Below are 19,575 nucleotides of genomic sequence, written 5' to 3'. Positions count from 1 at the left end.
GGCAGCCTGCATCAAGACACGGAAGGGCGGTCCGGCGACGGGCCGCCCTTTCTTTTTGGGCCTGCCGCGCCTTGCGCTACTTGAGGCCCGTGCGGGGAAGGCCGTCGCTGCGGCCGATCGCCCGCAAACATTGAACCGGGGGGCGTCTCGGCCTATCTGGCGCGGTCTGCCTTTTCTCCCGTTCGGATCGACCTCGCCCATGACCTCGCCCTCGACCTTGGCCATCCCCGCCGAATGGACGCCGCACCGCGCCATGTGGGTCGGCTGGCCCAGCCATGTCGAGCTGTGGGGCGAGTATTTCGCTCAGGCCCAGGACGAGGTTGAAGCCCTGGTGCGCGCTCTGGCCGGTCCGGGCCGCGAGCAGGTCAAGCTGATGGTCGGCAATGACGAGGCCCTGCCGGGTGCCCGCGCCCGTCTGGACGGCGTCGACGGCGTCGAGGTCGTGGCCGCCCGCTTCGGCGACATCTGGCTGCGCGACACCGGCCCGATCTTCAACGCGGGTTCGAAGACGGCCCAGACCTTCAGCGTCAACGGATGGGGCGGCAAGTACGACTATCCCCACGACGACGAGGTCGCCGATCAGATCGCCGCCTTCTCGGGCGTGCCGACCACGCGCCATGAGTATATCCTCGAAGGGGGCGCCCTGGATCACGACGGCGAGGGCACGGTCCTGACCACCCGCCAGTGCCTGCTGAACAGGAACCGCAACAAGACCTGGACCCAGGCCGACGCCGAGGCCGCGCTGGCCGCTTCGGTCGGCGCCAAGGTGGTGGTCTGGCTGGGCGACGGACTGCTGAACGACCACACCGACGGCCACGTCGACAACCTGGCTCGCTTCGTCGCGCCCGGCGTGGTGGCCTGTCCCATCGCCTTCGGCCGCAAGGACCCCAACGCCGAGGTCTATGACGAGACCGCCCGCACCCTGATGGAGACGACCGACGCCATGGGCCGCAAGCTGAAGGTGCTGCGCATCCCGTCGCCGGGTCTGGTGCTGGACGCCGACGAGCGCCCGATCCCGGCCAGCCACATGAACTTCCTGATCGCCAACGGCGCCGTCGTGGTGCCGACCTATGGCGACGACACGGCCGCGCGTCTGGCCGGTGAAGCTCTCGCGACCGTCTTCCCCGACCGCGAGATCGTCCTGTCGCCGTCGAACGCCGTCCTGACCGGCGGCGGATCCTTCCACTGCATCAGCCAGCAGGAGCCCGCGTAAATGACCCGCACCGTCACCGTCGCCGCCCTCCAGACCTCGTACGGCGAGGACATGCAGGCCAATATCGACAAGACCATCGGCCTGATCCGCCAGGCCGCGGCCAGGGGCGCGCAGGTCATCCTGCCGTCGGAGCTGTTCCAGGGGCCCTACTTCTGCGTCACGCAGGAGGAGCACTGGTTCGCCTCGGCCTATCCGTGGCGCGAGCATCCGGCGGTGGTCCAGTTGCAGCCGGTGGCCAAGGAACTGGGCGTGGTCATCCCCGTCTCGATCTTCGAGAAGGAGGGCCCGCACTACTTCAACTCGATGGTCATGCTGGACGCCGACGGCGAGGCCCTGGGCGTCTATCGCAAGAGCCACATCCCCGACGGCCCCGGCTATCAGGAGAAGTACTACTTCCGTCCCGGCGACACCGGCTTCAAGGTCTGGAGCACCCGCTTCGGTCGCATCGGCGTCGGCATCTGCTGGGACCAATGGTACCCCGAGGCCGCCCGCGCCATGGCCCTGCAGGGCGCCGACATCCTGATGTATCCGACCGCCATCGGCTCGGAGCCGCATGACGCCACCCTGGACACCGCCGCCCCCTGGCAGCGCGCCATGCAGGGCCACGCCGTGTCCAACGCCATGCCGGTCATCGCCTCGAACCGCATCGGCCATGAGACCCTGACCGAGGCCGGCCAGAGCTTCTACGGCCACTCCTTCATCGCCGATCATCGCGGCGATCTGGTCGAGAGCCTGGCGGGCGAAGAGGGCGTGCTGGTCCACACCTTCGACCTGGACTTCCTGGATCAGTACCGCGCCGCCTGGGGCTTCTTCCGTGACCGCCGCCCGGAACTGTACGGCGCCCTGGCGACCGGCCGTCCGGCCTAACGACGCGTGTTCCGCGCCACGACATTGCCCGTGGCGCGGTCGCCGTCGTCGGCGCTGCTGCCCCAGGGGTAGCCGCGGTCCGCGCCGCAGTAGGACCTGCGGCCTTCGCGTGATCCGACCACGACCAGTTGCGGGCGCAGCCATGCGGCGCCGGAAAAGACATTGTCCGTGATCTGATTATCCGACGGCGTTTGGTGCCGGATCACGCCGCGCTCGCCGCAGTTGCGATAGAGGAAGACCCCGCCTCGCCCGGCGAGCGTCAAGCGATTGCCCATGATGCGGTTGCGGGCCGAGCCGTCCACGGCGACGGCTTCGCGCCGGGTGGCGACGGCGATGGAGTTGTTCTCGATGCGGTTATCGGCGCTCTCGGCGTCCAGATAGAGGGCGGTCGCATCGCTGCGCCCCGTCAGCGTCGAGTTGGTCAGGCTGAGGCGCGTCACCCCTGGTCCGACATAGAGGGGGATGGAGCCGGTCCCGACGATGGTCACCCGTTCCAGCTCAACATGGCTGGGCGCCGCGCCTTGGGTTGTCGTCGTATGTTCGGCGGTGCGCGACGAGGCGCGCAGGTCGTCATAGCCCCCATCCGCCCCCATGCCCCAGACGCGCACGGCTCCATGGACTGTGCAGTTCTTGATTCGGATATCGGTCGGACGGCTCCAGTGCCGGGCGTCGAGGCGGCGCGACCAGATGGCGAGGGTCGGCTGTCGCGTGGTGGTGACGACGCCCGGTCGTCCGACCGCGCCGCCGTTGCAATCCAGCCCGGCGCCGGAAGCTTCGGCGCCTTCGATCAGCAAGGAGCGACGGATGCTCTGGCCCGGCGCCAGCATCGCGCGGCAGGTCAGGCGGTAGGGCGTGGGCGCCTCGGCGGTCAGCTCGGCGAGTTCAGCGGCGGAGCAGGGGCGGGCGGCCGGCAGAGACCAGAGGTCGGCAAAGGCGCTCAGCCACAAGGCCGCCAGCGGCGCCGTCATCAGGGCAGGGGCGTGGCCAGGGCCAGACGCTCTGAGGCGCAACCGGGGCTGGTCAGGCCGGTGGCGCGCGCGGCCGCCAGTTCGGCGCGAGCGGCGACCAGATCGGCGTCGAAACCGGGCGTTGCGGCGGCGGCTTCGAACACAGCCTTGCCGAGCGTTTCGCCGGCGGCGACGTCGCTGGGATAGTGCATGCCGCAGACCAGACGGCTCAGGCCCATCTCGTGGGCAGTGCGTCGGGCCTCAGTCGCGCGCTGGGGCTCCAGCGCGGCGAAGGCTTCGCCATAGACGGTGGCCACGGTCGAGCTGCCGGAAGGATAGGAGGCGCTTCTGCGGCCTGCCTCGCTGACGCGCTGGCAGGGGCGGCGCTCGGGATCGTCGCCGACCGGGCGGGCGCGGAAGCCGCGCGCCTTGACCAGTTCGGCGGCCGCGTCGGAATCGTCGAACAACCGCTGCATCAGCCGGTTCAGGTTCGGCGTCGTCGCCGAGCCCAGGCGCACGCCCAGGGCGCAGTCGAAATGCTGTAGCGCCAGAGGCGGGCGCAACTCGGCGTGGGCGGTGGCCAGCAGCCAGCGGTCGCTGTCCTCCAGCGTCCTGAACTGAGCAGATCGCGCCTTGTCGGCCAGATCGGTCGGTGAGCCGGCGACAGGCGACGGCGGCACAGCGTCGGCGAGGGCCTGGATCAGCGGCCCGGTCAGATAGCCCTTGGCTTCCGGGGCGGCGGCCTGAACCGCTTGCGGGCGCAGGGCGGCGGGGGTGCCCGCGCAGGCCGAGAGCCCGGCAGCGACAGCGGCGATGATGAAGGCCCCCCGGCGGTTCATCAAGCCCCGGCGCTCCAGGTCAGCTGGACCGAGGTCAGGCCGCCTTCGCCGGGCGAGGCCACGACCTGCAGGGTGGCGCCGTCAGCCTTGCGGGCGGCGGCGCCATAGGCGCGGGCCTCGCCCTGATTCATGGCCATGACGGGGGCCAGGCCGGCGGCCTCGGCGCGCTGTTTGTAGAAGGCGACGACGGCGTCAGGGTCGGCGTCCGTGGTGAAGGTGATCAGGCCGCCGGGTCCGGTCGGGCCGTTGGCGACCGTGGCCGGGCCGTCGGCCTGGGCGCCGGGATAGAGGGCGGCGAAGGCCGGGGCGCCGTCGATCGGCGCGGCGTCGGCAGGTGCGGCGGGAGCAGGGGCCGCGGCGGTCGCCGGCGCGATCTCGGCGGGGGCGTCGGCAGGCGGGGGCAGGCTGGTCTCGGGCGCAGCTTCACTGCGCTCATCGCATCCGACGAGACCGACCGTGAGGGCCACGGCGACGGCTGCCACGCTACGCTTCATCCCGCCTACGTCCTTGAGACTGTTCAACTTGATGAACACCGTGGCCCATCCGTGCGGCGGCAGCAAGGCGGTTCAACCGGTTGGAGCATCCACATCGTCGCCGGGCTGGCCGGTGGACTTGCGGGCCTCGGCGGGACCGCCTGCAGGTCTGGAGCCTTCGCCCTTGACGCGGCGGCCCTCGGCGGCCAGGGCCTCGTTGATGACATCCTGGTCCGGATCAATGTCCGAGCCGGACGCAGAGCCACCGCGCAAGGAGCCGGCGCGCGTATCAGAGCCCATGTCGCTGCCCTCTAGCGCTTTCTTCAGCGCGTCCTGAGTATGGCCCAGGTCGGGCTTTTCGCCCATGGCGGCGGCTTCGCGGGCTTCCTCGGTGTCGGTCTTGGGATCGGCCATCATCGTCTCCTTGTGTGAGGATAACGCGAGGCGGCAGGGCGATGGTTCCGCCAATGAAAAGGCCGGTGGATCGCTCCACCGGCCTTTGATCCGCAACCGGACCTTTTCCTACTTGCCGAACAGCTTGTTCCAGCGGCGCTTCTCGCGGGTCTTCCAGGCGCCCCGATGCCAGGCGTCCGATCCGATCAGGGGGACGACGGTCGTAGCTTCGGCGAAGACCATCTGCTCGTGTGTAGTCTGGACCTTGCCCCACGACGCCGCCTCTTTCAGCGTCGAGGACGAGCAGGCGCCGTCGCGCACGTCGGCGACCGTGATCTGCACCGCATAGCGGTGCATTTCGGCTTCGACGCCCAGGATTTCGGCGCAGACGACGGTGTCCTGGGCGAAGTTCTTGGGCACGCCGCCGCCGACCATGAACAGGCCGGTCACGCCGGCGGCGATCTTGATGTCGGTCAGTTCGCGGAAGTCGGCGATGGCGTCCAGCATCAGATAGGGCAGACCGGCGGCGGCGCGCTCCTTCTGGTGCTTGACCAGACCGAAGCCGGCGGAGCTGTCGACAAAGGCCGGGCAGAAGATCGGCACGCCCTCTTCATAGGCGGTCTGGATCAGCGAGCCGGGCTTCTTGGCGTTGCCCTCGGACAGCCACTTGCCCATCTCCCAGATGAACTCGCGGCTGGAATAGCCGCGCGGCTCCAGACGGTTGGCGATCTCCAGGATGGTGTGGTCGCAGGCCTGGAGCTCTTCCTCGTCGATATAGGTGTCGTAGATCCGGTCGATGTAGTTGTCGCGCAGGACGTTGTCGTCCACCTCGCCGGCGGCCTGATAGTGCTTGAAGCCCAGGGCCTCGAAGAAATCCATGTCCACGATCGAGGCGCCGGTGGCGACGATGGCGTCGACCATGCCGAACTTCACCATATCGCGATAGACATGCATGCAGCCGCCGGCCGAGGTCGAGCCGGCCAGGATCAGCCAGGGCGAACAGGCCTTGTCCTCAAGGGCCATGTTGAAGATGTCGGCGGCGCGAGCCGTGTCGCGCGAGCTGAAGCTCATCTTGCGCATGCTGTCGATGATCGGACGCGCGTCGAAGCTGGTCATGTCGACGTGCTCGACGGTGTTCTGAAGCAGCGCAGCCTTCTGGTTCGACTGAACGGGAGCGTTCATTTCGGCGGTTTCCCTAGGATATGAGCGCCCGTCGTCAAGCAGACGCAGCGGCCCGGACGGAGCGACGGGCCGCTGCGGATCTCATACCAACGTCCGAAGACGGTTCTGGGTCAGGCGATCAGCGCTTGCGCTTGCGCGCGCCGGCCTTGCCCTTGGGGCGTGACAGGCGGACCACCTTGCGGGCGGCTTCCTCGGCCGAGGTGCGGACCGTGGGGATCGAACGCGGGGCCAAGCCGTAGAGCGAAGCCATCGGGGCGTCCTCGACCGCGGCGATCTCGTGCTCGCCATAGCCGTTGAAGCCCGTCGTCATGGCCACGCCGTAGGCGCCGAGCATGCCGATCTCGATGAAGTCGCCTTCCTGCACATCGGCCGGCAGCCAGAACGGACCCGGCATGTGGTCGATGCTGTCGCAGGTCGGGCCGTAGAAGCGGAAGGGCTTCAGCTCGCCCGAGCTTTCGCCGTCCCGGACCAGCTTGGTCGGGAAGGGCCAGCGCGAGTGGGTGGCGTCGAACAGCGAGCCGTAGGAGCCGTCGTTCAGATACAGGGCGTCGCCCTTGCGCAGGTCCACGCGGCACAGCACCGAGGACGACTCGGCCACCAAGGCCCGGCCGGGTTCGCACCACAGCTCGGTCGTTTCCGACACCGGCATCTCGTTGAAGCCGCGATGGATGGCGTCGGCGTATTCGCTCAGGTCCGGCGGGACCATGCCCGGATAGACCGAGGGGAAGCCGCCGCCGACGTCGACGATGTCGACGAAGACGCCCGCCTTCTTGATGGCGCGGCCGACCTGCGACATGGCGGCTTCATAGGCCGAGGGACGCATGCATTGCGAACCGACGTGGAACGACACGCCCATCAGGCCGTCCTGAACCGCCTGGCGCACGGCCAGCAGCAGGGCGGGGGCCTGATCCGGCGAGACGCCGAACTTGCCCGACAGGGAATAGGCGGCGCCGTCGGCCGAGACGGCCATGCGCACGACCAGGTTCAGGTCGTCGGCGTTGTCGGTCGCCTCGATGATCTTCTGCAGCTCGTCGTGGCTGTCGAGCACGAAGGTGCGCACGCCGTGGTCGGCGTAGGCGGCACGGATCGCGCCGCGGCTCTTGACCGGGTGCATGAAGGCCAGACGCGCGTTCGGGCTGACCGAGCGAACCAGCTCGATCTCAGCCAGGGAGGCGACGTCGAAGGCGTTGACGCCCTGCTCGACCAGGGTCTCGATGACCCAGCGCGAGGGGTTCGCCTTCACTGCATAGAAGACGTCGGCTTTCAGATTATCCTGGAACCAGCGCGCCGCTACGGAAACCGAACGCGGCCGCACGAGGGCGACGGGACGTTCAGGGGACCGCTCACGGACCAGGTCCAGGGGAAGTTGGTACGTGCGCAATTCACGTAACCCCCTGCTAATTGTTAACCCAGACCGGCGTTAGCAGCGCTTAACGGTTAGACCACGGGGTCCGCCGGAACGCGCGATGTAGGGATGCTCGACCGTCATGTAAAGCGGTAATTTCGTGACCTGATCCACATCCGATCCACAGGGGAAGGGGCGCAAAGGGGGCTCGCACTGGACGAAATCGACGCAGCCATGTCATTAAGACTTGTCGAAACGCGCGTGGCGCGTCATGCGGCGCCCCCTGTTGCAACCGCCACCCACGGGTTCATGAGTTCTTCAACCGCCGCTGTCGCGTCCGTAAAGGATGTGTCAAAGACCTACGGAGCCCGAAAGGCGCTCGACGGCGTGTCCGTCGAAGTGGCCGCCGGCGAGATGGTCGCCCTGATCGGTCCGTCCGGATCGGGCAAGTCCACCCTGCTGCGCTCCATCACCGGCCTGCATCCGATCGATCCCGGCAAGGGGACGATTCAGGTGTTCGGGGAGACCGTTCAGCAGAACGGCCGCATCACCGGCGCCGTGCGCAAGGCGCGCGGCCGTATGGGCATGATCTTCCAGCAGTTCAATCTGGTGGGGCGTCTGTCGCTCTTCTCCAATGTCATGCTGGGCGCCCTTGGGCGTCTGCCGGGCTGGCGGGGCGTGTTCGGCGTCTGGCCCAAGGCGGACAAGGAGCGGGCCATGGCGGCTCTGCACCGCGTCGGGGTGTCCGAGTACGCGCCTCAGCGCGCCAACACTCTGTCGGGCGGGCAGCAGCAGCGCGGGGCCATCGCCCGCGCCATCGTCCAGGGCGCGCAAGCCATCCTGGCCGACGAACCGGTCGCCTCGCTGGACCCGGTTTCGGCCCGCAAGGTCATGGAACTGCTGGTCGAGTTGAACAAGCGCGACGGCATGGGCGTGATCGTCACCCTGCACCAGGTCGACTACGCCATCCGCTACTGCAACCGCGTCATCGCCCTGCAAAAGGGCAAGGTGGTCTATGACGGCCCCTCGACCGGTCTGGACTCCAAGCGCCTGATTGAAATCTACGGTCCCGAGTACGAGGACGCGTTCTGGGAAGCCAAGGCATGACCCGCACCCTAATCACTCGCCGCCTCATGGGCGTCGCCGCCGTCGCCGCCCTGACCCTCGGTCTCGCCGCCTGCGGCAAAGGCGAGGAAAAGGCCTCGGGCGCCGCCCCGACCGAGATCACCTTCTCCATCCTGTCGGCCGAGGGCCAGGCCTCGTCGGGTCCGCTGTGGCAACCGCTGCTGGACGACATGTCCAAGGCGATCGGCGTGACGGTGAAGCCCTATTTCGGCTCGAACTACACGGTTCTGGTTGAAGCCATGCGCGGCAACCATACCCAGGTGGGCTGGTTCTCGGCCAAGCCCGAGGTCGAGGCCATTGATCGCGCCAATGCCGAGGTCATCGCCCGCACGGTCAACCGCGAGGGCCTGGACAGCTATCAGTCGACCCTGATCGTCAAGAAGGGCTCCGGCATCACGCTGGACAAGGTCCTGGCCTGCGGCAAACAGTACAATTTCGGCATCGGCGACGCCCAGTCGACCTCGGGCACCCTGGCGCCCATGACCTTCCTGTTCAACGCGCGCGGCGTCGTGCCGTCGCAGTGCTTCAAGACGGTTCGTTCGGCCAACCATCAGGCCAACGCCTTCGGCGTGGCCACTGGCGTGATCGACGTGGCGACCTCGAACAGCGTCAACACCATCTTCATCCGCCGCGAGAACCCGCAACTGGCCGATCAGATCGAAGAGATCTGGGTCTCGCCGCCGATCCCGGAAAGCGGCATCGTCATCCGCGAGGACCTGGACCCGGTCTTGAAGGAAAAAATCCGCAGCTTCTTCCTGACCTATGGCCAGGGCGAAGGCCCGGAAGCCGAGCGTCAGCGCAAGGTTCTGGCCGGTCTGGAATATTCGCGCTTCGCCGCCGCCGACGACAGCTATTTGAACCCGATCCGTGAAATGATCGCCGACCAGAAGCGCGGTGAAGCCGAAGCCAAGGGCGACAAGGCAGGCGCCGCCGCCGCGACCGCCGAGCTCCAGCGCTTGCGCAGCCTGCGTGAGGTCCAGCCTTGACCTCTGCTCCGCTGACGCCCCCTTCGACGGCGGGCGCCGTTCCGGCCGCGCCGCAAAAGTCCGCCCTCTCCTGGGCGATGGACGTCCTGGTCTGGGGCGGCGTGATCGCCGTCCTGCTCTACAGCATCGACGCTGTCGACCTGGGCAATATCTCGCGCCTGTTCTCGGGCAATGAGAGCACCCGTCTGTTCGTCCACGACCTGCTGCGTCCTGACTTCTCCGAATGGAAGATGTTCGTCGCCAAGATGTGGGAGACGGTGCAGATCGCCCTGTGGGGCACCTTCCTGGCCGTGCTGTTCGGCATCCCACTGGGGCTGGCCGCCGCGCGCAACATGGCCCCCGCTTGGGTCGTGACGCCGGTGCGCTGGGTCATGAACCTGTTGCGCTCGGTGCCCGATCTGGTGATCGGCCTGTTGTTCGTCACCGCCGTGGGCCTCGGCCCCCTGGCCGGCGTGCTCGCCATCACCCTGAACACGGCCGGCGTTCTGGCCAAGCTGTTTTCCGAAGCCGTCGAGTCGATCGACAAGGGCCCGGTCGAGGGCGTGCGCGCCACCGGCGGTTCGAAGCTGCATGAGATCGTCTGGGGGGTGATCCCTCAGGTGGCGCCCCTGTGGACCTCGTTCGCCCTCTATCGCTTCGAGTCCAACAGCCGCTCGGCCACCGTGCTGGGCCTGATCGGCGCCGGCGGCATCGGCCAGGTGCTGTTCGACAGCATGAACGCCTTCAACTTCCGCGCGGTGTCGGCCATCGTCATCATCGTGGTCGTGGCCGTGACCCTGATCGACACCCTGTCGCAGGTCATGCGCAAGCGCCTGCTGTAGCGGGCGTCTGCGGGGGCGGCCGCAAGGTTTGCTCTGACTGTCACAAAGGTCTGGCCGGACCGTCACACTCTGCTGCTCTAAAGCGTCGCATACTGACGACTTGGAGAGGTCCGGCCATGATCCGTTCCCTGAAACTCACCGCCAAATTCGGCGCTTGCGCCGCCGCCCTGGTCGCGCTCGCCGCCTGCGGCAACAACGAGGGCGGCGCCGCCCCTGGCAGCCAGAAGGCCCGCGCGGGCATCTGGGCCGCCGGTTCCTCGACCGTCTTCCCTTTCGCCACCCGCGTGGCTGAGAACTTCGCCCGCACCTCGGGCAGCACGGCGGCCCCGCGCATCGAGTCGCTGGGCACCGGCGGCGGCATCCAGGCCTTTTGCGCCGGCGTCGGCCCCTCGACCCCCGACATCGCCAACGCCTCGCGCCCGATGAAGCAGGGCGAGTTCGACCGCTGCGTCGCCAACGGCGTCACCGACATCGTCGAGATCAAGATCGGCTTCGACGGCATCGTCATCGCCACGGCGCGTACCGGCAACAGCTTCAACTTCGAGCTGAACGACCTCTATGAAGGTCTGGCCAAGGAGGTTCCCGGCCCGAACGGGACCTTCGTCGCCAATCCGGCGACGACATGGAACCAGGTCAACAAGGCCCTGCCGAACCAGCGCATCCAGGTCTATGGCCCGCCGCCCACCTCGGGCACGCGCGACGCCTTCCTGGAGCTGGGCATGGCCCCAGGCGGCAAGCTGATCCCCGCCGTCGCCGCTTTCAAGGACGACAAGACCAGGTTCGAGACCCTGACCCACACCCTGCGTGAAGACGGCGCCTGGGTCGATTCGGGCGAGAACGACAACGCCATCGTCCAGACCCTGACCCGCACCCCGGGTTCGCTGGGCGTGTTCGGCTTCTCCTTCCTGGAGCAGAACATGGATACGGTGAAGGCCGAGACCATCGACGGCGTCGCCCCCTCGGCCGAGACCATCGCCGACGGCAGCTACCCTCTGGCCCGCAGCCTCTACATCTACGTCAAGAAGGCCCACGTGGGCGTGACGCCGGGTCTGGAGCAGTTCGTCCAGGAGTTCATGTCCGAAGGCTCCGCCGCGCGCGGCGGCTACCTGCAGGACCGCGGTCTGGTGCCGCTGCCCGCCGACCAACTGACGGCGGAACGCGCCAAGGCCGCCGCCATGACCTCGATGGCTCGCCCGAACTAAGGGTTCTGACGGTCGAAAAACAGACGCCCCGGACGATCATCGTCCGGGGCGTCTTGCTGTCTGGATCCTGGATGAAGCGACTCAGGCCGCCGCCCTGCGCCTAAGCCGGGCGATGCGGCGCAGGCGGCGCCAGAAGCGGCCGCGCGCGGGGTCGGGATAGGGTTGCAGGTTCTCTACGAACTGTTCGGCCGAGGCGCGCCAGCTGAACTTCTCGGCGTAGGCGCGCACATCCTTGCGATCCAGCTCCAGGGCTTTCAGGCAGGCCGTCTTCAGGTCGTCGTCGATGAAGCCCGCGCCCGAACCCGGGATGATGTCGATGGGGCCGTGGGCCGGATAGGCGGCCACCGGGGTGCCGGCGCCCATGGCCTCCAGGATCACCAGGCCGAAGGTGTCGGTCCAACTGGGGAAGACGAAGACATCGGCGTCGGCGAAGCAGCGGGCCAGTTCGTCGCCGAAGCGCGCCCCCAGGAACTTGGCGTCAGGATATTTCTCTTCCAGTTCGGCGCGGGCCGGGCCGTCGCCGACCACGATCTTGGTGCCGGGCAGGTCCAGTTCCAGGAAGGTCTCGATGTTCTTCTCGACCGCCACGCGGCCGACGTTGAGGAAGAAGGGCCGGGGCCAGTTCTCGCCGCCCATCTCCTTGTAGATGGGCTCCAGGTCGGGCCGGAACAGCTCGGTGTCGACACCACGCGTCCAGGGCGAGACGTTGCGGAAGCCGTGCTCGACCAGTTCGTCGCGCAGGGTGGGCGTCGCCACCATCAGTCGGCCCGACGGCTTGTGGAACCACTTCATATAGGCGTAGCCGACCTGGACCGGGATCGGGAACCGGGCCGAGACGTATTCCGGGAACTTGGTGTGATAGCTGGTCGTGAACGGCAGCTTCCACTCCACGCAGATGCGGCGCGTGGCGATGCCCAGCGGGCCTTCGGTGGCGATGTGGACGGCCTCGGGCTCGAAGGCGCGCAGGCGTTCGCGAATCTCTTCTTCTGCGCCCAGGGCCAGCCGGATCTCGGGATAGGTGGGGCAGGGGATGGTCTTGAACTGGCTGGGTTCAATGACGTCGACCTCATGGCCCATGGCGCGGCATTCGGCCACGGTGCGGGTCAGGGTGCGGACGACGCCGTTGACCTGGGGTTCCCAGGCGTCGGTGACCAGAACAATGCGCATGAAGTCGAGTGGGCCCGGGCCGTTTCGCTGAGCGGGAAGTTCTAGCCGCTTCGCATGACGAAGGCGAGACGGGTTACAGCGGCAAGACCGTCGTGGACTTCACCTCTTCGAGAACAGCATAGGTTCGCGTCTCGCGCACGCCGGGCATCCGCACCAGAATATCGCCGAGGAAGACGCGATAGGCGTCCATGTCGGCGACCCGCGCCTTGATCAGATAGTCGAAGCCGCCGGCGACCATGTGGCACTCCAGCACCTCGGGCTGGCGGCGCACGGCGTCGGCGAAGGCGTCGAAGACGTCGCCCGTGGTCCGGTCCAGCAGCACCTCGATGAAGATCAGCAGGGCCCTGTCCGCCGAAGCGGGGTCGATCAGGGCGGCGTAGCCGGTAATGACCTTGCGGTCCTTCAACCGCTTGACCCGCTCGAAGCAGGCGGCAGGCGACAGATTGCACCTTCGCGCCAGTTCCGCGTTGGAGATGCGGCCGTCGATCTGCAGCACGCGCAGCAAACGGCGGTCGGTGTCGTCAAGAATTTGCATGGCGAATGAGCCTGATTGCCGAATAATCTCTGGTTCAGGTCGCCATCATACAATGCACATTTGGCCAAGTCCGCCATATATGCCGCAAATCGAAGGGTTTGATCCCAGGGTGAGATGATGACGCCGAACGACCTCAAGCACTGGGACGATCTGGACCGGAACAAGTTTCGCGACGAAGGCGCCGTGGTCGCCGAACTGCTGGCTGAGCCCGGCCTGACCACGGCCGAGCGGGCGGACGTGCTGCGCGACGCCATCGCCCTGGTCGATCAGGCCCGGGCCAGCCAGAAGAAGCAGGGCGTGGTCGAGAGCTTCCTGCAGGAGTTTTCGCTGGGCACCCGCGAGGGTCTGGCCCTGATGTGCCTGGCCGAGGCCCTGCTGCGCACCCCCGACGCCGACACCCGCGACCGCCTGATTGCCGAGAAGATCGGCTCGGCCGACTGGGCCTCGCACATGGGGCAGTCGGACAGCCTGTTCGTCAACGCCTCGACCTGGGGCCTGATGCTGACCGGCAAGCTGGTCGACGTGGACGATGAGGCCAGGACCGACCTGTCGGGCTTCCTCAAGCGCATCGCCGGGCGTCTGGGCGAGCCGGTCATCCGTCAGGCCGTGGCCACCGCCGTCAAGATCATGGGCGAGCAGTTCGTCGTCGGCCGCACCATCGAGGCGGCGCTGAAGCGGTCGGACCGCGAGGGTTGGCTGTGCAGCTTCGACATGCTGGGCGAGGGCGCCCGCACCGTCGCCGACGCCGAACGCTATGAAAAGATCTACGCCGACGCCATCGAGGCCGTGGGCAAGACCGCCAAGGGGCAGGGGCCGGAAGCCGGCCACGGGGTTTCGGTCAAGCTGTCGGCCCTGTCGCCCCGCTATCAGGCGGTGCAGGAAGACCGCGTCTGGGAAGAGCTCTATCCCCGCATCCTGCGCCTGGCTCTGATCGCCGCCAAATACGACATCAACTACACCATCGACGCCGAAGAGGCCGACCGCCTGGCCCTGTCGCTGAAGCTGCTGGAGCGGCTGGCCCGCGAGCCGGAGCTGGGCGACTGGAAGGGTCTCGGCCTGGCCGTCCAAGCCTATCAGAAGCGCACGACCGAAACGGTGCAGAAGCTGGCCGAACTGGCCAGGTCCTCGGGCCGCCGCCTGATGGTGCGCCTGGTCAAGGGCGCCTATTGGGACACCGAAATCAAGCTGGCCCAGGTCAACGGCCGGACCGACTATCCGGTCTTCACCACCAAGCCCGCGACCGACCTCAATTACCTGGTCTGCGCCAAGGCCCTGATCGAGGCGTCGCCCTATATCTACGCCCAGTTCGCCACCCACAACGCCCATACCCTGGCGGCGGTGCGCCGCATGGCCCGCGATCGTGGCGTGACCATCGAGCACCAGCGCCTGCACGGCATGGGCGAGGCCCTGTATGACGCCGCGCACGAGGCCTGGGCCGACGAGCAGGTCATCGTTCGCGCCTACGCTCCGGTCGGCGGCCACGAAGAACTGCTGCCCTATCTGGTGCGCCGCCTGCTGGAAAACGGCGCCAACTCCTCCTTCGTCCACGCCCTGCTGGACGAGCGCGTTCCGGCGGCTGCCGTGGCCGCCGACCCCATCACCGCCGTCGAGGCCCAGCCCGACCGTCACCCCAGGATTCCGGTTCCCATGAACATCTACGGCGATCGCCAGAACTCCCTCGGCCGCGACTACTCGCAGGCCGCCGACCGTGAACGCCACGCCAAGGCCCTGGAGCGCGTCGACAGCGAGAAGCTGACCTCGGGCCCCATCATCGGCGGCAAGCTGAAGGCCGGCGTGAACCCGCAGGACGTGACCAACCCCTTCGACCGTTCGCAGGTCCTGGGCCATGTGTCCGAAGCCTCGGTCGAGGACGTGGACGCGGCCGTCATCGCCGCCGCTGAGGCCCAGGTCGCCTGGGACCGCATCGGCGGGGCCGGTCGCGCCCCGATCCTGCGCGCCATGGCCGACGTGCTGGAAGCCGACATGGACCGTCTGGTCGCCCTGCTGTCGCGTGAAGCGGGCAAGACGCTGAACGATGGCGTGGCCGAGGTGCGCGAAGCCGCCGACTTCTGCCGCTACTACGCCCTCTTGGCCGAGCGCGACTTCGGCGGCCGTCAGACCCTGAAGGGTCCGACGGGCGAGACCAATGAACTGGTCCTGCACGGCCGCGGCGTCTTCGCCGCCATCAGCCCGTGGAACTTCCCTCTGGCCATCTTCGCCGGCCAGATCGCCGCCGCCCTGGCCGCCGGAAACGCCGTGGTCGCCAAGCCGGCCGAACAGACCCCGCTGATCGCCGCCGAGGCCGTCCGCCTCTTCTTCAAGGCCGGTCTGAACCCCGACCTGCTGGCCCTGGTCCCCGGTCGCGGCGAGATCGTCGGCGCGGCCCTGACGGCCCATCCGGGCATCGACGGCGTGGCCTTCACCGGCGGCACCGACACCGCCGCCGCCATCAACCGCGGTCTGGCCGCGCGCCCGGGCGCCATCATCCCCTTCATCGCCGAGACCGGCGGCCTGAACGCCATGTTCGTGGACACCACGGCGCTGAAGGAACAGGTCATCGACGACGTCATCCTGTCGGCCTTTGGTTCGGCCGGTCAGCGCTGCTCGGCCCTGCGTATCCTCTATGCGCCCAGGGAAGCCGCCGACGCCCTGATCGAGGGCCTGAAGGGCGCGCTGGCCACCCAGGTGATCGGCGACCCGACCGACCCGAAGACCGACATCGGTCCCGTCATCGACGCAGAGAGCCGCGCCAATCTGGAAGCCCACGTCGAGCGCTTGTCCAAGGAAGCCAAGATCGTCGCCCGCGCCGAACTGGCCGCCGGTGCGGACAAGGGCGACCTGTTCGCCCCGACCATCGCCGAGATCCCGACGCCCGACTTCCTCGAGCGCGAGGTCTTCGGCCCGATCCTGCACGTCTATCGCTATGACTCGAAGGACCTGAAGTCGGTCGCCGCCAAGCTGGCCGCGCGCGGCTACGGCCTGACCCTGGGCGTCCACAGCCGCATCGAGGCCTTCGCCGACGAAGTCGTGCGTCTGGTCCCGGCGGGCAATGTCTATGTGAACCGCTCGATCATCGGCGCCGTGGTCGGCGTTCAGCCCTTCGGCGGCGAGGGCCTGTCGGGCACAGGCCCGAAGGCTGGCGGCCCCAACAGCCTGATCCGCTATGCCGCCGAAAAGGCCATCAGCGTCAACATCGCCGCCCAGGGCGGCGATCCGGCTTTGCTGAACCTTTGATCACAAAGGCGGCGAAGCGCGGCGGCTTTCGTCGCGCTTCGCCGCAAATCGGTCTAAGGCGTGCGCTTAAGGGGCCTGGATGATCGACCTGTTTCGTAGCAATAATGTCGTGGTCCGCAGCGTGCCTGCGGAGGACGTCAGCCGCTGGGTCGTCACCTTTGACCACTACGGCATTGGCCCCGGCTTTGACCGCCCAGGGTTCGGAGAGGATTTCCTCCGACAATCGGGCGTGTCGGCCATCCACGTCATGGGGCGCCGCGAGGACTGGTATCAGTACCCTGAGATGGCCGAGGCCATGGCCGCCGTGCGTCGGGCCACGGCGCAGGCTGATCGTGTTATGACCTATGGCACCAGCATGGGCGCCTATGCGGCGCTTCGCTTTGCTGACGCCGCCGGCGCCAATACAGCCTTGGCCATTTCGCCCCAGTATTCGATCGATCCCGCCAAGGTGCCGTTCGAGACACGCTGGCTGCAAGACAGCCACCGCATCCAATGGTTGCCCGAGATCGACGGCCTGTTGGTCTGCGGCTGCCGCCCCGTGATCGTGTTCGATCCGGCGGGCGAGGACGGCCCCCATATTCGCCGCATCGAGGCGGAGATCAACATCGTTCCGGTGGATATTCGCTACAGCAAGCATCCATCGACCACCTATCTGCTCGAGACCGGCCTGCTGAAGTCCCTGGTGTTCGACGTCCTGTCCGGCGCCTTCGACGCGGGCGCCTTCAAGAAGGAGGCGGGCGAACGCCGACGGCACAGCTCGACCTATCTTTCCCGGTTGGCGGAGTTGCAGCCGCCGCGACGCCACAAGACCGGCATGGCCTTGGCTCGACGGGCTTGCGAGATCGCGCCCAATGATCCGATCGCCCTAGGCGTTCTGGGACGATATTGCGGTGATGCTGGCGATCATGAGCAGGCGGTGGCCTTGCATGAGCGCGCCACGGAAGTCAGTCAGCGCGCAGCCAACTGCCTTGTGTCGCACGGCAACGCCCTCGTAGCGGCGGGGCGCCTGGAAGAAGCCCTGGCCCTTGCCGACGAAGTCATCGAACAATTGCCGGAACAGGCTCACCTGCGGGCTTGGCGCAGTCTGATTCTGTGGCAGCTTGGTTCGGTCGATCCGGCGATCAATGCGATCGAGGAGGCGATCGCGTTGGATCCGCATCAACCCCGCTATCTCCACACGCTTGAACGCTATCGCGAGAGGGATGAACGGACAGGCGGCGACGGGGCTTTCGGGCGCTTGTTGCGCTTCGTCCGTCGCAGCGCCCGGACAACGCGTGCCAGCGGGCCGGCCCGGTTGCTGCGCAGCGCCCGCTAGGGTTTCTGGGGAAGCCGCCGCGCCGCGACAAGGTCGCAGTTCTCCAACGACGCCAGCGTGTCGATCGGCATCTCCGTCAGGCGGGAATCGCCTCCGATACGCCAGAACTTGAAGCCCATGCCGTCCATCCAGGCGACGAAGTCGGGCACCGAGGTCCGTGATCCCATCTGGATCACGCTCCACTCCAGGACAATGATGATGTCGGGGTTGGCGCGCAGGGCCGCCTCGGCGCCGCGCAGGATGAAGGGCTCCGAGCCTTCGGCGTCGATGCGGATCAGGTCCACGCGCCCGACGTCCTGATCGTCGATGCGCACGGCCTCGACCTTCAGGGTTTCGCCGTCTTCGTAGGGATTGCCTTCCCAGAGGGTGACAAAGCCGCCGCCGGAGTTCCTGCGGGACACCACAAAATCGATGTGGCCCGGCTGATCCAGGGCGGCCTTGGGGATGATCCGGCTGCGGGGCGCATAGCCGTTCAGCAGCACCGACCTTTGCACCAGTCCGGCCAATCGCGGATTACCCTCGAAGGCGGTGACGAAGCCTTCTGCTCCGACGGCGCCGGCCATGGTCGTCGTGTAGTAGCCGACGTTGGCTCCCACTTCGACGATCCTGAAACCGGGGCGGATAAGCGCCAGCAAGGCCCGATGGATATGAGCCTCCCACGCGCCGTTGGCGATGATGTTGGCGCTGACGTGCTCGTCCAGCGGGTCCACGTAGAGCATATGGCCGCAGTTGAGCCGCACCATCGCCAGATCGGGCGCGAGATAGAAGTAGCGCTCAGCCTTGCCGCTGCAATTGCAAACGGGCGCCGGCGCGGTCCCCAGCAGACGTCGACGTGCGCGCGCCAGGCGCTTTCTCATGGTCGTCACGATCAGGCCTCGCCGCGTTGAACAATGATGCCGACCGAGGTGGTCGGGTGCCCCCACAGCGACATCCTCAGATGCGGTTGGTCGCGATAGGGCATGACGTCGACGTACTGCTCGACCAGCCCATTGCCCATGGAGAAGTCGAACGGGGCCGCGCGGTGGCCCTTGGCCTGAAGGCGCGCCGCCAGTTCTTCCAGATCCCGACGTCGGAACAGGACGGTGTCCTGATGGTCGATGGTCTCGGTGTTGGAGCCGTAGTTGTATTCGGAGGTGTGCACGGCCCAGCCGCCGGGCTTGAGGCAGTCGATGGAACGTTCGACGAAGGCGAGGCCCTTTTCGATGGAGCCCAGGTGTTCGAAGGCGCAGGCCGACCAGCAGAAATCATAGCCCGTCAGATCGTCCGGCACGTGGTTCATGTCGCAGGTGCGGAACTCGACATTGGCCTCGAAAAGATCGTCGGGACAGACCACCGGCTTGCGCAGCGCCGCCTTGCCCTCGGCGTGTTCGTTGGTGAGGATCCAGCCCATTTCCTCAGCGCGCTCGACCGCCATGTCGGTCGCCGTGATCCGACAGCCCTCGGAGGCGAAATAGGCGCTGAGCGGTTCCGACCCGACGCCGAAACCGAGCCCGCGCGCGCCGGGGCGTATTGCGCCGCGTTCCCACAGAGCCTGGCAGATGAAGACGAACTCCCACAGCTTGCGGTGATAGCGCAGACCTTCGTCCAGCCGCCGGCACCAATAGGAAAAGGCCGGGGTTTCGAAGCTGTCTTGCCGGCAGACCGTGCTGAAAGGAAAGACGTTCTGACCGGGCTGTCCCTCCAGGAGCGGCGGTTGGCCGTCCCAGGCGCGGCGTTCGGGCAGGGCCAGCACGCTGTAGAGCAGGCGGGTTTCACGGCGATGCTCCTCAAGCGCCTGGGTCAGGCGCGCCACCTGGGTTTCCAGCACTTCCAGCCGGGCGGGGGACTGGGCGAGTCGCTGACGAAAACGAGCCGAGCGTTTCGAGAAGGGATTGAACAAGGGAACCTCGATGGCGACTGCAGCAACTCGAGCGAGCGGGCGACTGAGCTTC

18 protein-coding genes are annotated in these 19,575 nt (G+C 67.4%); 8 read left to right on the top strand and 10 right to left on the bottom strand.

The genetic code is table 11. The features are described 5' to 3' along the window. Nucleotides 1-199: 199 nt before the first annotated feature. Both RTY13_RS09485 and aguB read left to right on the top strand, forming a co-directional pair. A complete protein-coding gene (locus RTY13_RS09485) occupies nucleotides 200-1,213 on the top strand; it encodes an agmatine deiminase family protein (RefSeq protein ID WP_312782944.1) in 1,014 nt (337 codons plus the stop codon). Beyond that, complete coding sequence (aguB, locus tag RTY13_RS09480; protein ID WP_312782943.1) at nucleotides 1,214-2,080, top strand: N-carbamoylputrescine amidase; 867 nt, start codon at nucleotides 1,214-1,216, stop codon at nucleotides 2,078-2,080. Here aguB and RTY13_RS09475 read toward each other — a convergent pair. The 6 genes from RTY13_RS09475 to RTY13_RS09450 form a co-directional block, all read right to left on the bottom strand. Then, nucleotides 2,077-3,048, bottom strand: a complete 972-nt coding sequence (locus tag RTY13_RS09475; RefSeq protein WP_312782941.1) for a right-handed parallel beta-helix repeat-containing protein — start codon at nucleotides 3,046-3,048, stop codon at nucleotides 2,077-2,079. The two genes, aguB and RTY13_RS09475, sit on opposite strands and share 4 nt — an antisense overlap. Continuing rightward, nucleotides 3,048-3,866, bottom strand: a complete 819-nt coding sequence (locus RTY13_RS09470) for a phosphatase PAP2 family protein (protein WP_312782940.1) — start codon at nucleotides 3,864-3,866, stop codon at nucleotides 3,048-3,050. Before RTY13_RS09470 ends, RTY13_RS09475 begins: the two co-directional genes overlap by 1 nt. Next, nucleotides 3,866-4,360, bottom strand: a complete 495-nt coding sequence (locus tag RTY13_RS09465; RefSeq protein WP_312782939.1) for a hypothetical protein — start codon at nucleotides 4,358-4,360, stop codon at nucleotides 3,866-3,868. Before RTY13_RS09465 ends, RTY13_RS09470 begins: the two co-directional genes overlap by 1 nt. Nucleotides 4,361-4,432: 72 nt before the next feature. Further along, nucleotides 4,433-4,753, bottom strand: a complete 321-nt coding sequence (locus RTY13_RS09460; protein WP_312782938.1) for a ribonuclease — start codon at nucleotides 4,751-4,753, stop codon at nucleotides 4,433-4,435. A 108-nt stretch (nucleotides 4,754-4,861) separates the two neighbouring features. Continuing rightward, nucleotides 4,862-5,914 carry a 1,9-bis(guanidino)-5-aza-nonane synthase gene (locus RTY13_RS09455; protein WP_312782937.1) on the bottom strand — a complete coding sequence of 351 codons (1,053 nt, stop codon included), beginning with the start codon at nucleotides 5,912-5,914 and terminating at the stop codon, nucleotides 4,862-4,864. 118 nt (nucleotides 5,915-6,032) lie between these two features. Further along, complete coding sequence (locus tag RTY13_RS09450; RefSeq protein ID WP_312062168.1) at nucleotides 6,033-7,295, bottom strand: type III PLP-dependent enzyme; 1,263 nt, start codon at nucleotides 7,293-7,295, stop codon at nucleotides 6,033-6,035. 273 nt (nucleotides 7,296-7,568) lie between these two features. Here RTY13_RS09450 and phnC point away from each other — a divergent pair, with 273 nt between their 5' ends. The 4 genes from phnC to RTY13_RS09430 all read left to right on the top strand — a co-directional run bounded on the left by phnC (nucleotide 7,569) and on the right by RTY13_RS09430 (nucleotide 11,393). After that, complete coding sequence (phnC, locus tag RTY13_RS09445; RefSeq protein ID WP_312782934.1) at nucleotides 7,569-8,366, top strand: phosphonate ABC transporter ATP-binding protein; 798 nt, start codon at nucleotides 7,569-7,571, stop codon at nucleotides 8,364-8,366. Continuing rightward, nucleotides 8,363-9,370, top strand: coding sequence for a phosphate/phosphite/phosphonate ABC transporter substrate-binding protein (gene phnD, locus RTY13_RS09440; RefSeq protein ID WP_312782933.1), 1,008 nt, complete (start codon nucleotides 8,363-8,365; stop codon nucleotides 9,368-9,370). The genes phnC and phnD overlap by 4 nt, the downstream gene beginning before the upstream one ends. 77 nt (nucleotides 9,371-9,447) lie before the next feature. Continuing rightward, nucleotides 9,448-10,191, top strand: a complete 744-nt coding sequence (phnE, locus tag RTY13_RS09435; RefSeq protein WP_312783153.1) for a phosphonate ABC transporter, permease protein PhnE — start codon at nucleotides 9,448-9,450, stop codon at nucleotides 10,189-10,191. Between the two features lie 116 nt (nucleotides 10,192-10,307). Then, nucleotides 10,308-11,393: a substrate-binding domain-containing protein gene (locus tag RTY13_RS09430; protein ID WP_312782932.1), complete on the top strand. Its 1,086-nt coding sequence runs from the start codon at nucleotides 10,308-10,310 to the stop codon at nucleotides 11,391-11,393. 81 nt (nucleotides 11,394-11,474) lie between these two features. Here RTY13_RS09430 and RTY13_RS09425 read toward each other — a convergent pair whose 3' ends face one another. Beyond that, on the bottom strand, nucleotides 11,475-12,560 hold the full coding sequence (locus RTY13_RS09425) for a glycosyltransferase family 1 protein (RefSeq protein ID WP_312782930.1): 1,086 nt from the start codon (nucleotides 12,558-12,560) through the stop codon (nucleotides 11,475-11,477). A 73-nt stretch (nucleotides 12,561-12,633) separates the two neighbouring features. Then, nucleotides 12,634-13,095 (bottom strand): Lrp/AsnC ligand binding domain-containing protein, encoded by a 462-nt coding sequence (locus tag RTY13_RS09420; protein ID WP_207823431.1) that lies wholly within the window; start codon nucleotides 13,093-13,095, stop codon nucleotides 12,634-12,636. A 117-nt stretch (nucleotides 13,096-13,212) separates the two neighbouring features. Here RTY13_RS09420 and putA point away from each other — a divergent pair, with 117 nt between their 5' ends. After that, nucleotides 13,213-16,329: a bifunctional proline dehydrogenase/L-glutamate gamma-semialdehyde dehydrogenase PutA gene (putA, locus tag RTY13_RS09415; RefSeq protein WP_312782927.1), complete on the top strand. Its 3,117-nt coding sequence runs from the start codon at nucleotides 13,213-13,215 to the stop codon at nucleotides 16,327-16,329. A 79-nt stretch (nucleotides 16,330-16,408) separates the two neighbouring features. Then, complete coding sequence (locus RTY13_RS09410) at nucleotides 16,409-17,644, top strand: tetratricopeptide repeat protein (RefSeq protein WP_312782925.1); 1,236 nt, start codon at nucleotides 16,409-16,411, stop codon at nucleotides 17,642-17,644. On the opposite strand, the gene RTY13_RS09405 is transcribed toward RTY13_RS09410, so the two are convergent. After that, complete coding sequence (locus RTY13_RS09405) at nucleotides 17,641-18,501, bottom strand: FkbM family methyltransferase (RefSeq protein ID WP_312783151.1); 861 nt, start codon at nucleotides 18,499-18,501, stop codon at nucleotides 17,641-17,643. The two genes, RTY13_RS09410 and RTY13_RS09405, sit on opposite strands and share 4 nt — an antisense overlap. An 11-nt stretch (nucleotides 18,502-18,512) precedes the next feature. Further along, nucleotides 18,513-19,523 carry a class I SAM-dependent methyltransferase gene (locus RTY13_RS09400; protein ID WP_312782923.1) on the bottom strand — a complete coding sequence of 337 codons (1,011 nt, stop codon included), beginning with the start codon at nucleotides 19,521-19,523 and terminating at the stop codon, nucleotides 18,513-18,515. Nucleotides 19,524-19,575: the final 52 nt, after the last annotated feature.

Origin of the sequence: Brevundimonas sp., from assembly GCF_032055285.1 — a bacterium.
Classification (GTDB): domain Bacteria; phylum Pseudomonadota; class Alphaproteobacteria; order Caulobacterales; family Caulobacteraceae; genus Brevundimonas.
The sequence above is the reverse complement of the archived record's forward strand: the minus strand, read 5'-3'. Positions and strand labels throughout refer to the sequence as shown.